This window comes from Cobetia sp. D5, assembly GCF_035666195.1.
Lineage (GTDB): Bacteria > Pseudomonadota > Gammaproteobacteria > Pseudomonadales > Halomonadaceae > Cobetia > Cobetia amphilecti.
The window spans coordinates 2,042,872-2,056,435 of record NZ_CP142020.1 but is presented as its reverse complement, the minus strand read 5'-3'; the positions used below and the strand labels follow the sequence as shown (position 1 = coordinate 2,056,435).

The window sequence follows — 13,564 nt, the reverse complement described above, 5'->3', positions numbered from 1 at the left end:
GCAACGGGCTGTTTGGCACTTGGATCGTGAAACAGGCCATCGCTGATGCAAGCCGACAGGTTCAACTCGCTGGACTTGGCCCGACGACTCGACCTGATTGACCTGACCTGATGGATCAAAGCAACTGACTCTACGGGCGCACAGGATCACTGATGAAACCTGCCTACCCTTTAGTTCGTATAATATATATTATGTTAAATTCAGTAGTTTGTGAGGATGCTCAAGCTGTGTACGTAAATGCTCGTGCGTCGATCGCTAGGTGCCAAGCCTCCTCCGCGCGAATGTCAGCTTCTGCATGCCTGCCTCTGAATCTCAGGTTCTGCCTGTCGATAAAGTCAGCCGATGGAGTCAATCGACGTTCCCGCCTATCTTTTGCTGAGTGTCCTGCATTTGATCAGTTGAGCAACAACCTGCCCATAAAGGGTTTTGGTTGGCATAGTTCTTGGCTGGCATGGCGTGAACGGCAGCCGCTGAGACAGAAAGCGGATGTCATTGAGTGTGCTGACGTCGTCTCTTTTGGCGTGCCTTGTCAGTTTGGCGACAGTCTGACTCCCTGTGTCGGCGTGCTCTCATCCGAGGGTCGTGTCGCTGCCGTGCTGTGATCACGCGCTGAAGTTGCGGTGACACCCTGAACAATGCGCAAACAGTGAGATCTGGCTGTGCAAACTGCCGAGAAGGCTGCTTCTGCCTGGAGGCTGGGTTCCATCAAGGTTTTCGTCACCTGACGGCGACGCAAGCCAAGCTGCCGTTATAGGCCCAGCCGGCTGACAGCGGCCCTGACCCACGCCTGGTGGGCCGTCGTGTGGTCTGTCCTCGACTGGCGACAGAAAGTGATCGCTACGTTGGTGAATCGCAGGAAATGGCTCGGCGTCAGGTGCTGAAACATGGACAGTTACCATTCGGGCTACGTATGATCGCCCCCAGTAACGCTTCGGTGCTAGAACGCCCAAGCTATACAAGGGAATACCCAGGCATCGTCGGGTCAGTGTGCTAACTGACTGACGATGGACAAGAATTATGTCTGCCGTTCACACAGGTTGTAGAGCGGCAGCAAGGCTGAACAGGAACCTTCTCCCCTATGCTGATCCGCAAGCTGCTATTGCCTGTTACCTTGACCAGTGTCGTCGTCATGGCCGGCTGCGTCCCGGCACAACCGCAACCGCAGAAACCGGTATTGACACCAGATGCCTTCTCGCAGCGCATCGACGCCCTGCAGGAACAGCTGGCAGGCCAATGCAACGTCCAACAGCAGCAACTTGCCGACCAGCAGGCGCTGAGCCGCTCTCTGCGTCGCGACGTGCGGGAAGTCGGCAGTCAGCTGCGCCAGATCCATGCCGAGATGGAACAGCCCGCACAGCCGCAGGCCGTGGAAGCCTGCAAGGCCGTGACCGACAACCCCATCCTCGACAAGACCCTGCTTGGGCGCGTCGAGTGGGTCGGCTTCCCGACCATCAGCAGCTACTTCAAGGCACGTATCGACACCGGGGCCAACACCTCGTCGCTGTCCGCGCGTGATATCACCGAATTCGAGCGCGATGGCGCCAAGTGGGTCAAGTTCAAGCTGGCACTGCGGGATGACGGCAAGTATTTCGTGGCGGGCGACCGTGACAAATGGGTCGAAGCCCAGGTCAGCCGCACCGTGACCATCATCCAGGCCTCCGGTCGCGAAGAGCGTCCCGTCGTCAGCCTGCTGATGACGCTGGGTGACATCAAGCAGAAGGTCGAGTTCACCCTCAATGATCGTCGTGATCTCACCTATCCGGTATTGCTTGGCCGTCGCTTCATGATGGACATCGCTGCGGTGGACGTCAGCCGTACCTTCATCAATGCACGTCCGGAATATCCGGGCAGTGCACCCAGTAACGAAGCGGCCAAGGACGAGGACCCGAACGAAGGCAACCGTGACTGAGTGGCAAGCGCCCTCCTGTCTCCTCTGCCCGGCTTCGCTGCCTGACATGGCTCGGTGCTCCACCGAGCCATCATGACTGCTCCAGACATTTCAAGGACTCCCATGTCGCGTTTTGCTTTCTATCTTCTGGTCGGCCTGTTGATGCTGATCGGTGTGGGCCTGACCGCCTATCGTCATATATCGTTTGATGTGCCCTGGGTGCCCGGTGCACAGCAGAAAGTGTGGGATATCGAAGCCCAGGTGGCCTTCACGGCCACTGGCGGCCCGGTCAAGGCGTCGCTGGCGCTGCCGGAAAATCAGAAAGGCTACAGCGTCCTGACCGAGAACACGGCGTCCTCGGGCTTCGGGCTTTCCTATCTGGATGACCTGCCGGGGCGTCGTGCCGAATGGTCGATCCGTGAAGCGGCAGGCTCGCAGCTGCTGTATTACACCGTGACCATGCTGGAGTCCGACAACGCGACGCCTGCGGCCATCAAACGCCTGCCGGCCCCTCAGGAAGTCTCCTGGGAGCGTCCTTACGATACCGCCGCGGCCCAGGTCATCGATCAGGCCCGTGAGCGCAGTGCCGATTCGTTTACCTTCGCCCGCGAGTTGATCAAGCAGTTCGACAATCAGCGTCAGGGCGAGAATGCGCGCCTGCTGCTGACCCAGTTCGAGCGTCCCGAGCTCATGCTGCGCCTGCTCAATGAGGCCGGTGTCAGTGCGCGTCTGGTCAGCGGCCTGAGTCTGGAAGACGGCCGTCGTCGCCAGACGGTCTCGTCCTGGCTGCAGGTCTTCGCCGAAACGCCGCAAGGCAACGAGGCAGTGGATGTCGAGGCCGCCGACGCTGAAAACATCAACACCGACTGGGTGCTGATCAACCCGGAAACCGGCAAGCAAGGTGAGCCGGATAACCTGCTGCTGTGGGAAGGTCGTGGCGCGCCGATGCTGGAAGTCGAAGGCGGCGTGAATTCCCGCGTCAGCTTCTCGATGATCCGTCACAACGAGCCGGCGGCCGTCGCTGTTCGAAACAAGCTGGCCAATGACGAGCTGCTCAACTTCTCGATCCACTCCCTGCCGCTGGAAGAGCAGGCGCTGTTCAAGACCATCCTGCTGATCCCGATCGGCGCGCTGGTCGTGGTGCTGCTGCGTGTGCTGGTCGGTCTTAAGACCTCCGGTACCTTCATGCCGGTATTGATCGCCCTCGCCTTCATTCAGACAAGTCTGGTGACCGGCTTGATCGGCTTCCTGCTGATCGTCGCGACGGGCCTGGTGATCCGCAGTTACCTGTCGCGGCTCAATCTGCTATTGGTGGCGAGGGTCTCGGTCGTGATCATCACGGTGATCGCGATCATCTCCATCTTCTCGGTACTCGCCTATCGCTTCGGCCTGAACGCTGGCCTGACCATCACCTTCTTCCCGATGATCATTCTTTCGTGGACCGTCGAGCGCATGTCGATCCTGTGGGAAGAGGAAGGTCCCAAGGAAGTGCTCAAGCAAGGTGGCGGCAGCCTTCTGACCGCCGTGCTGGCCTATCTGGCGATGAACAATCCGTGGGTGCGTCACCTGACCTTCAACTTCCTCGGTCTGCAACTGGTGCTGATGGCCTTCATCCTGCTGCTCGGCAACTACACCGGCTATCGTCTGCTGGAATTGCGCCGCTTCAAGCCGCTGACGGAGGATTGAAATGCTCTCGTCATGGCTGAATCGCTGGTCGCGCAACTGGACCACGCCGGGCGCCTTGCGCGCCCGGGGGGTTGTCGGCATGAATCGCCGCAACATCGGGTATATCTCGAAATACAACGACCGCCGCCTCTATCCGCTGGTCGATGACAAGCTGCAGACCAAGCTGTTGTGTCAGAAGTACGGTCTGGCCTCGCCGGAGATGATCGGCAAGGTCGCCAGTCAGTTCGAGGTCGAGCGCGTCGTCGACATGGTGCGCGATCACGCAGGTTTCGTGATCAAGCCGGCCAAGGGATCAGGCGGCAAGGGGATCCTCGTCATCGAGCACCATGATGGCGAAGAGTATGTGAAGCCCAGCGGCGCGCGCATAACGCGTGCCGACATGGAGCGCCACGTCTCCAACATCCTGTCAGGGCTTTATTCGCTGGGTGGTTCACCGGATGTGGCGCTGGTCGAAGGCTTGATTTCCTTCGATCAGGCCTTCGCCGAGTTCACCTATGAGGGCGTGCCGGACATTCGTGTCATCGTCTTCAAGGGCTATCCCGTGATGGCGATGATGCGCCTGTCGACAGCAGCCTCGGATGGCAAGGCCAACCTGCATCAGGGCGCGGTCGGTGTCGGGCTGGATATCGGCAGTGGCTGGGCGGTGCGCGGCGTGCAGTACGATCGCCCACAGTTCGCGCACCCCGATACCGGGCACGATATCTTCTCGCTCAAGGTGCCGCAGTGGGACACCCTGCTCGAGCTGGCTGCCGGTTGTTACGAGATGACAGGGCTTGGGTATCTGGGTACCGACATGGTGCTGGATCGTCGCCATGGCCCGATGCTTCTGGAGCTCAACGCCCGACCGGGGCTGGCCATCCAGATGGCCAATGGCGAGGGCCTGCGCAAGCGGCTTGAGCTGATCGAGCGTCAGCCCGACGGCGTGCCGGTCGCCGAGCGTGTCGCCTTTGCGCGCAAGCACTTCTCGCGCAGCAAGGAAGATGTCGCCAATGTCGGCATGGCACCCATCGCGGACTGATGTCGGTCCCCCTAGGCCTGCCGAGCGACGGGGCTGCTGATCGATGCCTTGGCTGATCGACCGCTCCAGCGTATGGAAAGACAGAAACACCCCGCCTTGGCGGGGTGTTTCTGTTTGGTGAGTCGCAAGCGAAGCATTGGCTCAGCCGGGGTCCATGCTCAACATCAGGCGACTACCATTGGGCACCACCGGTGAGCGATGGATCAGCCCTCGCCCTTCGTTGCCCGGCCAGCACTCGCCCTTGAGCAACGCCAGGCTGCCCGGGCGCAGCTCATGTATCTCGCCGGGGGCCAGGCAGATGTCCTGACGGCCGGGTTGGCCGTGGCCCAGCGCCAGTCTGTCGGCGGCATGTTCCGGCAGCCACTGGGTGCCCGGGCCATCGTAGGTCGTCACCAATCTGACCGGAATGCGATCGACATGAAAACGTGGGCACATGGCGCTCTGGGTCATCTCCAGCCGCATGCCGATGTCCTTGACCTCGAAGAGCTCGCCCATGGCCTCACCCAGTACACAGATATCCTCTATCAGCGCAGCCCCGGCATCCGGTGCGGGAAGGTGGCGCTCCAGCGCCTCACGCAGATCACTGATCGGGCCGCGCCAGCGCATGCGCAACGGGTAGGCACCCGAGGATTGAGCCTTGACCGCCATTTTCAATGCCGCATCGATGCGGCGTTGCATCACGGCCAGACTGATGTCGGGCTCGAAGATGGCCCCCAGGTCATGTGCCTCGTGACCGATATGCCAATGGGTTGCGGGCCTTGGCGCCGACGCGAGGGTCGAAGGTGACGAACTGGCTGCCAGGCGTGGCTCGGGCCGTGTGTGAAAGGGTGGGTGCAGCGCCTCGAACTGGGCCATGAAATCCTCCTGTCAGGGATGGGCGCGGGTCTATCACCGCGCCCAATAAGCGATAATTGTTATGTTATATCATATTAGCTGCTTGTCCACGATTTCATGTTGGCTCCGCGACTTGCGTTGCCTTTGAGTGACTCACGCAGCCCCGATGCCTTTGCCGGTGGCCCGTCATGGCCCATTTGCCCTAGAATAAGCATCTGGTCATTCAGGCTGCGCGCTGACGCACTTGCCCTCATCGCGCTTGACGCCTTTTGACATCCGGGATTCACGACACTCAGGATTCTTCATGCCAGAGCCACTTTCGCTGATCGACCAAGCCGAACGTCAATGTCTGGCGCGCGGTGTGCGATTTACGCCGATTCGGCGACGTGTACTGGAAATGATCGCGACCAGTCATGGCGCACTAAAGGCGTATGACCTGCTGGATCAGCTCGCCAAGGAACATGGCGCTGCCCGCCCTCCCACGATCTATCGTGCACTGGACTTTCTGCTCGAACAGGGCCTCGTCCATCGCATTGAATCACTCAATGCCTACCTTGCCTGCCACTGCCCGGAGCATCAGCACGGATTTCAGCTGTTGATCTGCCGCGGCTGCGGTCGTGTCGAGGAAATGCATGATGACGATCTCGGCACCCGGCTTGTCGCCAGCGCCGATCGCCATGGTTTCTCGATCGAACGCCAGACCATCGAACTCGAGGGGCGTTGCCAGGATTGCACCTCTCAAGCAGCTGCCATGGCAGAAAACGCTCAGTGAACGGCGCTTGCGAGCGCTTTTGATACGATATAACATTTGCTTCCCACGGAGGACGTCACATGCTGGACATCCGCATCTCACAGGCGCAAGTCGTCAACGAAGGCACCATTTCCACTCAGGATGTGGGCATCAAGGACGGGCGTATTCACGCCATCGGCAGCGACCTGTCTCACCTTGATGCACGTGAAGTGATTGATGCCGCTGGCCGCCATCTGCTGCCGGGCATGATCGATGATCAGGTGCACTTCCGTGAGCCGGGCCTGACCGCCAAGGGCAACATCGCCACCGAGTCTGCTGCTGCCGTGGCCGGGGGGATCACCACCTTCTTCGACATGCCCAACGTCAAACCGGCGACCCTGGACAGCGATGCACTGGAAGCCAAGTTTGCCGTGGCGGCCGGTCGTGCCCATGCCAACCACGCCTTCTATCTGGGTGCCAGCAACGACAACCTGGAAGCGATCAAGACGCTGGATCCGAACCAGACCTGCGGCATCAAGATCTTCATGGGCGCCTCTACCGGCAACATGCTGGTCGATGATCCGGAGATTCTCGAAGGCATCTTCAAGCATGCACCGACGCCCATCGTCACGCATTGCGAAGACACGCCGATGATTCTCGAGAACGAGGCGCGCTGGCGTGAGCGTTTCGGGGAAGACGTGCCCTTCTCCGAACACGGCCTGATCCGCTCGCGCGAAGCCTGCATCAAGAGCTCGCGTCTGGCGATCGACCTGGCGACCCGCAACGGTACCCAGCTGCATGTCCTGCACCTGACCACCGCCGAGGAAATGGCGCTGTTCAAGGCCGGCCCGATGAAGGGCAAGCAGATCACCGCCGAAGTCTGCGCGCACCACCTGTGGTTCAGCGACGCCGATTACGACACCCGCGGCAGCCTGATCAAGTGCAACCCAGCAGTGAAGACCGCCGAAGACCGCGCCGCCCTGCGCGCTGCCGTGATGGATGGCCGTATCGACATCATCGCCACCGATCACGCACCGCATACCTGGGAAGAGAAGCAGAACCCGTACTTCAAGGCGCCTTCCGGCCTGCCGCTGGTGCAGCATGCCCTGCTGTCACTGCTCGACCAGGTTCAGGATGGCATCTATGACCTGGCGACTCTGGTGCAGAAGACCAGCCACAACGTGGCGGATCGCTTCTCCATCGTCGATCGCGGCTACATCCGTGAAGGGGCCTTCGCTGACCTGGTGCTGGTCGACCTCAATGGCGAGACCAGCGTCACGCGTGACAATGTGCTCTACAAGTGTGGCTGGAGCCCCTTCGATGGCGTGACCTTCAAGGCGCGTATCGATGCGACCTTCGTCAACGGCGTGAAAGCCTATGACGGCAAGACTGTCAATCCGGTGGCCAACGGCCAGCGACTCTCGTTCAACCGCGGCTGATGGCGGTCCTGGCGTGCCGGTTCTCGGCACGCCTTGCCTGCATCATGCCGTGATCACTAGCAAAGGAAGTGGTGTCATGAGTATGCATGCGGGCTCTCCCCTGGCGTCTCGCCAAGTGTTGTGTGAAAAGCTGCTGTCCCGGGTCCAGCGCACGCTGGGTCCGCGGGCTGCGCGTGCCCTGCCGCTGAGTGTGCTGGGCGCGCTTGCCGCGTTCGCGACGCCTGCCGCCCACGCCCAGGACAGCGCCCCTCTGCATGTAGCTGTCAGCGTGCCGCCCGTCGCGTGGATGGTCGATCAGCTGGCCGGTGAGCATGTCGAGATCACCACGCTGGTCAAGCCGGGCGACAGCCCGCACGCCTACGATCCGACCCCGCGCCAGGTGGCCGAGCTGTCGACGGTCCCGCTCTATCTCGCCATCGGTGTGCCCTTCGAACAGGTGTGGTTGCCGCGCCTGGTGAAGAACAACGCCGAGATGCAGGTCGTGCACCTGGAAGAGGGGCTCAACACACGCCACTTCGGCAGTGGTGAGGCGCATGAACACGGTCATGATGAAGCGCATGCTCATGAGCAAGAGCATGATGAGCACCACGGCGCGCACGAAGGTCACGAAGAACATCACGACGAGCATGCTGATCATGAGGCCCACGAAGAACATCATGAGGAGCATGAAGGTCACGACGAGCACCACGCTGAGCTCGCGGATCATCAAGAGCATGGTGCCCAGCATGACGAGGATGAGGACCTCGGCGAAGCCGACCCCCACCTCTGGCTGGACCCGCAGCGCATGCAGACCGTCGTCGAGCGTGCCGCCGAGGTGCTCGAGGCACGCCTGCCGCAGCATGCCAGCGAGATCGATGCCAATGAGCAGCGTCTCCTCAAGACCCTGAGCGAGCTGGATGAGCAGATCGCTCAGACGCTGGCCCCCTACAAGGGCCGCAATTTCCTGATCTTCCATCCCAGCTTCGGCTACTTCGCGGACCGCTACTCGCTCGAGCAGCATGCCATTGAAGTCAGTGGCCGTGAGCCCACGCCGCGCGAGATGGCCTCCCTGATCACGCGTGCCAAGGATGAGAATATCGGCACCATCTTCGTCTCCGGGCAGTTCTCCCAGACGGCGGCCAAGCGGATCGCCAGCTCCCTGGAGGCCGAAGTGGCCGTACTGGACCCACTGGCAGAGGACTATCTCGACAACCTGAAGCATGCCACCGAAGCGCTGAAGGCGGGTTTCGAGTTGACTGACAGCCAGTAATTGCCGGCCGGGTATTGCGCATATCGCCTGATCTTGCACAATGCCCTGCCCCATCGAAAAGTCAGACGGGCGCTCATGCGCCCGTCTGCGTTGCAACGAGGTACCTTACGTCATGGTCAGCCCCATCTCCGTCGCGCGCCCGCGCACGGACAGCCATCCGGAGGCGTCAGCCACCGGGCGCAGTGTCGGACCGGTCTTTCGCCCGGTGCCGGCAGATGCACCGGATGCCATTGATATTCGCGGCGTGACTTTCCGGTATGGCGAGCAGGTCATTCTCGACGATGTCGACTTTCAGGTCGGCGCGCGCGAGATAGTGGGACTGATCGGGCCCAACGGTGGCGGCAAGAGCACGCTGCTCAAGCTGATACTCGGTCTTCACAAGCCGGCGGCCGGCTGTGTCCGGGTACTGGGGCGCACGCCCAAGGCCGCCGCGCGCCATATCGGTTATGTGCCGCAGTTTGCCAACTTCGTGAAGCGCTTCCCCATCCGCGTGGAAGATGTCGTGCTGATGGGGCGCCAGGGGCGTCGTCGCCAGTGGGGCCCCTGGCCACGCGCGGACCGTGAGGCGATCGGTGCGGTGCTGGAGGAAGTCGGCATCAGTCATCTGCGCCGTCGGCATATCGATGCCCTCTCCGGCGGTCAGCTGCAGCGTGTGCTGATTGCCCGCGCCCTGGCGGCCGAGCCTCAGTTGCTGCTGCTGGATGAGCCCACCGCGAGTGTCGACAGCGATGGCGAGCGCTCCCTGTTCGAGCTGTTCAATCGGCTGGCCAATCGCATGAGCGTGGTGGTGATCAGTCACGATCTCGGTTTCATCAGCGATTACGTCGATCGGGTCGCCTGCCTCAACCGCAAGATGATCGTCCATGACACCGAGACGCTCACCGCTGAATCGATCGAGCGGCTCTATGGTGAAAACGTCCAGATGATCCATCACCATCACTGATGTCACGGCCGGTGACTGTCCGTCTGGCCTGTTTCACTTCCTTCACGTCGCCCGCTCTGCGCTCTAGGCTTACATTACATGAATTTCATCACCGCCCTGGGCAGCCAGGATTTTCTCCAGAACGCCCTCTTCGCCGGTCTGCTGGCCAGTCTTGCGGCTGGTCTGGTCGGCCCCTATGTCGTGGTACGCCGCATCGGCTATCTGGCCGGGGGTATCGCCCATACCGTGCTTGCAGGCATGGGGATCGCCTACTTCATGGGCGCAAGCCCGCTGGTCGGCGCCTTCATCAGTGCCATTCTTGCCGCCCTGCTGATCGGTTACATCAGTCTCAAGGGCTTTGATCAGGAAGACACCGTCATCGGTGCGCTGTGGGCCATCGGCATGGCCACCGGCATCCTGTTCATCAGTCAGACCCCGGGTTACAAGGTCGATCTGATGAGCTATCTGTTCGGCAATCTGTTGCTGGTGCCCGCGGATGCCATCGGCACTCTGGCCTGGATGGTGGGAGGTCTGGCGCTGGTGTTGCTGCTGGTGCATCGCCCGCTGACTGCGGTGATCTTCGATGAAGAGTTCGCGCGTCTGCGGGGCGTGCCGGTCAAGACCCTCTACCTGCTGCTGCTGGTGATGGTGGCGATCACCGTCGTGCTGCTGCTGCAGGCAGTGGGCTTGATCATGGTGCTGGCCTTGTTGTCCTTGCCTGCCGCGCTTGCCGGCCATCATGCTCGCTCACTGGGTATGATGATCGTTATCGCGAGTCTGGCGGCCATGGCCTTCACCACCGGCGGCCTGGCGCTCTCCTGGCAGTTCGATCTGCCGGCCGGCGCGACCATCGTGCTGGTGGCTGGTGTCGCCTACCTGCTGTCGCTCATCTGGCGCAGCGCCCGTGGCGGACTGCGTCGCTGATTCGCGGCTTGTGACACTGAATACTGCGTGAGCCCCTGCCGGCGTTACATGACGCTTGAGGGGCTTCGATATGGACTCTGCAAGGAAACACCCTCAATGGCACAGGATGGACTGCTCAAGTCGCTGGAGAATGCCGATATCGGCGAGAAGGTCGCGCTTGAAGCGCTGATCGCCGCCTTGCCCTGGAATGGCGACGGGCTGATTCCCGCCATCGCGCAACAGCATGACAGCGGCGAGGTATTGATGATGGCGTGGATGAACGCCGAAGCCCTGCGCGAGACGCTCTCCACCGGTCGCGTGTGCTACTTCTCACGCTCGCGCAGCAAGCTATGGCGCAAGGGCGAGAGCTCGGGCCAACAGCAGAAGCTGGTCAGTACGCATCTGGATTGCGATGGCGATACCCTGCTGGTCAAGGTCGATCAGACAGGTCCTGCCTGCCATACCGGGCGCAAGAGCTGCTTCTACTGGCGCCTGGATGCTGAAGGTGCCGAGATTACCGATGCCCCGATCATCGATCCGAACACCCTGTATGGCAACGCCTGAACGTCGCCACTCCCTCAGGCGCGGCGTGACGTTGGTCATGACGCGCCTGCTGACCGGCTTGCTGCGCGGCTATCAGCTGGTGCTCAGCCCGCTTCTGGGGCCGCGCTGTCGCTTCTATCCTTCCTGCTCCAGTTACGGACTGGAGGCCATCAAAGTGCATGGGCCCCTCAAGGGGGGTTGGCTCACGGCCAGGCGTCTGTCGCGCTGCCACCCGCTGGGCGGGCCGGGTGGCGTGGACCCTGTGCCACCGCGCAAGGATCACGCCTCGTCTGCCAGCTGCTGCGATGCGCATGATCAGGACGACGCGCCCAGGCCTTGAGGGCATACGCCTTGTGAGTGACTGGGTCGAGTGCCCTGCGAGCGGCGGAGTCTTGCGGCTGGCTGTACGTATGTGAAGTGTTTATGTGTTATCATTCACATGTGTATGGCGTCAGCTGTGACGCCATCGTCAGTCAGCAGGAGAATGTCATGTCCACCGCAGCCGCCCTCGATCGTGTGTCCCCGACCAGCCCCAGTGCGGGCCGTGTCGCCCTCAAGTCCTTCTTCAACATCATGGAGAAGTGGCAGTGCAGCGCGGCGGATCAGCGCGTGCTGTTGGGGGGCATCGGCACCACCACCTATCACAAGTATCGCAAGCTGCCGGAAGTGCGCCTGCCCAACGACACCCTGGAGCGTATCTCCTACGTGATGGGGATCCACAAGGCCCTGCGCATCCTGTTCAGCAATACGCCCGAGATGGCCCATGAATGGGTACGTCGTCCCAATCGTGCGGCGCCCTTCAATGGCCAGAGTGCGCTGGACTACATGCTGGCCGGTCAGGTGGTCTCGCTGGCCGACACTCGCCGCTATCTCGACGGAGTGCGTGGATGAGCGAATGGACGAGCGAAGGCAAGCATGTCGATGACGCCGCCCTGCCCGCGCTGACGCTGCCGGACTGGCAGAACGCCTGGCGCGTGATCTCCAGCGCCTTTCCGCCCATTTCGGTATTCGAGGATATTCTCGAGCCTGATGAGCTGGAGATGGCGTTTGCCATCGAGGCGCTGACCAATGATCGCCTGCGCGAAGAAGCCGGCGAGCTGAGTCGCGTCGCACCGCAAGACCGCATCAGTGGGCCGGGTTCCACGCCGGTGATGGCCGCCTTCACACACATCGGGCGCGCCTCGCGCTTCACCGATGGCAGTTTCGGGGTCTATTACTGCGCCAGTACGCTGGATACCGCGATCAGCGAGACCCGCTTCCACATGGCGCGCTTTCTGGCCGATACCGCGCAGCCCAGTCAGGAAATGACCATGCGCAGTTACGTCAATCGCGTGACGCAGCCACTGCATGACATTCGCAAGGGCCATGACGCCCTTTGCCAGCCAGACATGGCCAGCTACCCTGCCGGCCAGGCCTTTGCCGCCAGGTTGCGAGAAGCTGGCAGCTTTGGCCTTCTCTACCCCAGCGTGCGCCACGCTCAGGTGGATGCAAGCGCTGAGTGCGCTGCCATTCTGCGTCCGCCGGCGGTCAGCATCCCCATTCAGGGGCCACACCTGCGCTATGTCTGGGATGGTCAGCATCAGGCCATGACCCATGTGCTGGAGGTGCGCGAGCATCGCTGAGGGTGTGCAGACGCCCTGCCGAACGACCTGAGAAAGCCCTGAGAAAGCCCTGAGAAATTCTTGAGAAAAGCCCAAAAAAGACGCCCGCCATTCCGCTCGAAATCTCGAGACTGGAATGGCGGGCGTCTTGCGTTACTCGTGTCGGCCCAGACCTGAAGCATCAGAACTAAAGCATCAGAGCTAAAGCGCCAGGCCTCAGGCGTTGGCGTGCAGCTCGGCCACACCGTAGATACGCTTGAGCATCGCATGCAGACCATTGGAGCGCGTCGGTGACAGGTGCTTGTCGAGGCCGAGCTCATTGAGGAAGGTCGGCTGGGTGGCGACGATTTCCTGCGGCGTCCGGTCGTTGTAGATGCGCAGCACCACGGCGATCAAGCCTGCCACGATGGCGGCGTCCGAGGTCGCCTGGAAATGCAGGCGCTGCTCGCTGCCTTCGCCACGCACTTCAGGATGAATCCAGACGTTGGACTGGCAGCCGTCGATCTTGGTCTCAGGGCCTTTCAGCGCTTCCGGGTATTCCGGCAGCGCCTTGCCCATGTCGATGATGTACTGATAGCGGTCCATCCAGTTGTCGAAGAAGCTGAATTCCTCGACCAGTTCCGCCTGCGCTTGTTGCGCGTCGCTCATGCTGACTCCCGATGATGTCACTGCAAAGTGTCTGAAGATACGCTGTCGCCATGATAACGCCTGACCTTGCCTGACGCACGGCGCCTTGGGGTCTGAGCGTGGT

Annotated in this window: 14 protein-coding genes; 12 read left to right on the top strand and 2 right to left on the bottom strand. The window is 61.5% G+C overall.

Annotated elements, in window-relative coordinates:
• Positions 1 to 1,078 precede the first annotated feature (1,078 nt).
• From U0O11_RS08580 to U0O11_RS08570, 3 genes are all read left to right on the top strand, one after another.
• Positions 1,079 to 1,909 carry an ATP-dependent zinc protease family protein gene (locus tag U0O11_RS08580; RefSeq protein WP_043334233.1) on the top strand — a complete coding sequence of 277 codons (831 nt, stop codon included), beginning with the start codon at positions 1,079 to 1,081 and terminating at the stop codon, positions 1,907 to 1,909.
• Between the two features lie 102 nt (positions 1,910 to 2,011).
• Positions 2,012 to 3,574, top strand: a complete 1,563-nt coding sequence (locus tag U0O11_RS08575) for an inactive transglutaminase family protein (protein ID WP_279833638.1) — start codon at positions 2,012 to 2,014, stop codon at positions 3,572 to 3,574.
• Between the two features lies 1 nt (position 3,575).
• Entirely contained in the window at positions 3,576 to 4,592 is a 1,017-nt protein-coding gene (locus U0O11_RS08570) for an alpha-L-glutamate ligase-like protein (RefSeq protein WP_043334235.1), read from the top strand.
• A 141-nt stretch (positions 4,593 to 4,733) separates the two neighbouring features.
• Here the strand turns inward: U0O11_RS08570 and U0O11_RS08565 are convergent, their stop codons facing one another.
• Entirely contained in the window at positions 4,734 to 5,447 is a 714-nt protein-coding gene (locus U0O11_RS08565; protein ID WP_324692445.1) for a DUF1826 domain-containing protein, read from the bottom strand.
• A 283-nt stretch (positions 5,448 to 5,730) separates the two neighbouring features.
• Between U0O11_RS08565 and U0O11_RS08560 the strand changes: the two genes are divergently transcribed.
• From U0O11_RS08560 to U0O11_RS08520, 9 genes are all read left to right on the top strand, one after another.
• Entirely contained in the window at positions 5,731 to 6,198 is a 468-nt protein-coding gene (locus U0O11_RS08560; RefSeq protein WP_043334236.1) for a Fur family transcriptional regulator, read from the top strand.
• Positions 6,199 to 6,257: 59 nt separating this feature from the next.
• A complete protein-coding gene (locus tag U0O11_RS08555) occupies positions 6,258 to 7,595 on the top strand; it encodes a dihydroorotase (protein WP_107334788.1) in 1,338 nt (445 codons plus the stop codon).
• 76 nt (positions 7,596 to 7,671) lie between these two features.
• Positions 7,672 to 8,844 carry a metal ABC transporter solute-binding protein, Zn/Mn family gene (locus tag U0O11_RS08550; RefSeq protein WP_324692444.1) on the top strand — a complete coding sequence of 391 codons (1,173 nt, stop codon included), beginning with the start codon at positions 7,672 to 7,674 and terminating at the stop codon, positions 8,842 to 8,844.
• Positions 8,845 to 8,956: 112 nt separating this feature from the next.
• The gene (locus tag U0O11_RS08545; RefSeq protein WP_082388762.1) at positions 8,957 to 9,787 is read left to right on the top strand and encodes a metal ABC transporter ATP-binding protein; all 831 of its coding nucleotides are present in this window, start codon (positions 8,957 to 8,959) and stop codon (positions 9,785 to 9,787) included.
• 78 nt (positions 9,788 to 9,865) lie between these two features.
• Entirely contained in the window at positions 9,866 to 10,690 is an 825-nt protein-coding gene (locus tag U0O11_RS08540; RefSeq protein WP_043334239.1) for a metal ABC transporter permease, read from the top strand.
• Positions 10,691 to 10,786: 96 nt separating this feature from the next.
• Complete coding sequence (gene hisI / locus U0O11_RS08535; protein WP_043334240.1) at positions 10,787 to 11,233, top strand: phosphoribosyl-AMP cyclohydrolase; 447 nt, start codon at positions 10,787 to 10,789, stop codon at positions 11,231 to 11,233.
• Between the two features lie 37 nt (positions 11,234 to 11,270).
• Positions 11,271 to 11,552: a membrane protein insertion efficiency factor YidD gene (gene yidD / locus U0O11_RS08530; RefSeq protein WP_324692443.1), complete on the top strand. Its 282-nt coding sequence runs from the start codon at positions 11,271 to 11,273 to the stop codon at positions 11,550 to 11,552.
• A gap of 149 nt (positions 11,553 to 11,701) precedes the next feature.
• On the top strand, positions 11,702 to 12,103 hold the full coding sequence (locus U0O11_RS08525) for an MbcA/ParS/Xre antitoxin family protein (protein ID WP_052384668.1): 402 nt from the start codon (positions 11,702 to 11,704) through the stop codon (positions 12,101 to 12,103).
• On the top strand, positions 12,100 to 12,834 hold the full coding sequence (locus tag U0O11_RS08520) for an RES family NAD+ phosphorylase (RefSeq protein ID WP_324692442.1): 735 nt from the start codon (positions 12,100 to 12,102) through the stop codon (positions 12,832 to 12,834). The genes U0O11_RS08525 and U0O11_RS08520 overlap by 4 nt, the downstream gene beginning before the upstream one ends.
• A gap of 195 nt (positions 12,835 to 13,029) precedes the next feature.
• Here U0O11_RS08520 and U0O11_RS08515 read toward each other — a convergent pair whose 3' ends face one another.
• Positions 13,030 to 13,461 carry a SufE family protein gene (locus tag U0O11_RS08515; protein WP_054556665.1) on the bottom strand — a complete coding sequence of 144 codons (432 nt, stop codon included), beginning with the start codon at positions 13,459 to 13,461 and terminating at the stop codon, positions 13,030 to 13,032.
• Positions 13,462 to 13,564 lie beyond the last annotated feature (103 nt).

Coding starts and splice junctions, on each gene's coding strand:
- U0O11_RS08580 (WP_043334233.1), top strand. CDS start 1,079: ATGCTGATCCGCAAGCTGCTATTGCCTGTTACCTTGACCAGTGTCGTC.
- U0O11_RS08575 (WP_279833638.1), top strand. CDS start 2,012: ATGTCGCGTTTTGCTTTCTATCTTCTGGTCGGCCTGTTGATGCTGATC.
- U0O11_RS08570 (WP_043334235.1), top strand. CDS start 3,576: ATGCTCTCGTCATGGCTGAATCGCTGGTCGCGCAACTGGACCACGCCG.
- U0O11_RS08565 (WP_324692445.1), bottom strand. CDS start 5,447: ATGGCCCAGTTCGAGGCGCTGCACCCACCCTTTCACACACGGCCCGAG.
- U0O11_RS08560 (WP_043334236.1), top strand. CDS start 5,731: ATGCCAGAGCCACTTTCGCTGATCGACCAAGCCGAACGTCAATGTCTG.
- U0O11_RS08555 (WP_107334788.1), top strand. CDS start 6,258: ATGCTGGACATCCGCATCTCACAGGCGCAAGTCGTCAACGAAGGCACC.
- U0O11_RS08550 (WP_324692444.1), top strand. CDS start 7,672: ATGAGTATGCATGCGGGCTCTCCCCTGGCGTCTCGCCAAGTGTTGTGT.
- U0O11_RS08545 (WP_082388762.1), top strand. CDS start 8,957: ATGGTCAGCCCCATCTCCGTCGCGCGCCCGCGCACGGACAGCCATCCG.
- U0O11_RS08540 (WP_043334239.1), top strand. CDS start 9,866: ATGAATTTCATCACCGCCCTGGGCAGCCAGGATTTTCTCCAGAACGCC.
- hisI (WP_043334240.1), top strand. CDS start 10,787: ATGGCACAGGATGGACTGCTCAAGTCGCTGGAGAATGCCGATATCGGC.
- yidD (WP_324692443.1), top strand. CDS start 11,271: ATGACGCGCCTGCTGACCGGCTTGCTGCGCGGCTATCAGCTGGTGCTC.
- U0O11_RS08525 (WP_052384668.1), top strand. CDS start 11,702: ATGTCCACCGCAGCCGCCCTCGATCGTGTGTCCCCGACCAGCCCCAGT.
- U0O11_RS08520 (WP_324692442.1), top strand. CDS start 12,100: ATGAGCGAATGGACGAGCGAAGGCAAGCATGTCGATGACGCCGCCCTG.
- U0O11_RS08515 (WP_054556665.1), bottom strand. CDS start 13,461: ATGAGCGACGCGCAACAAGCGCAGGCGGAACTGGTCGAGGAATTCAGC.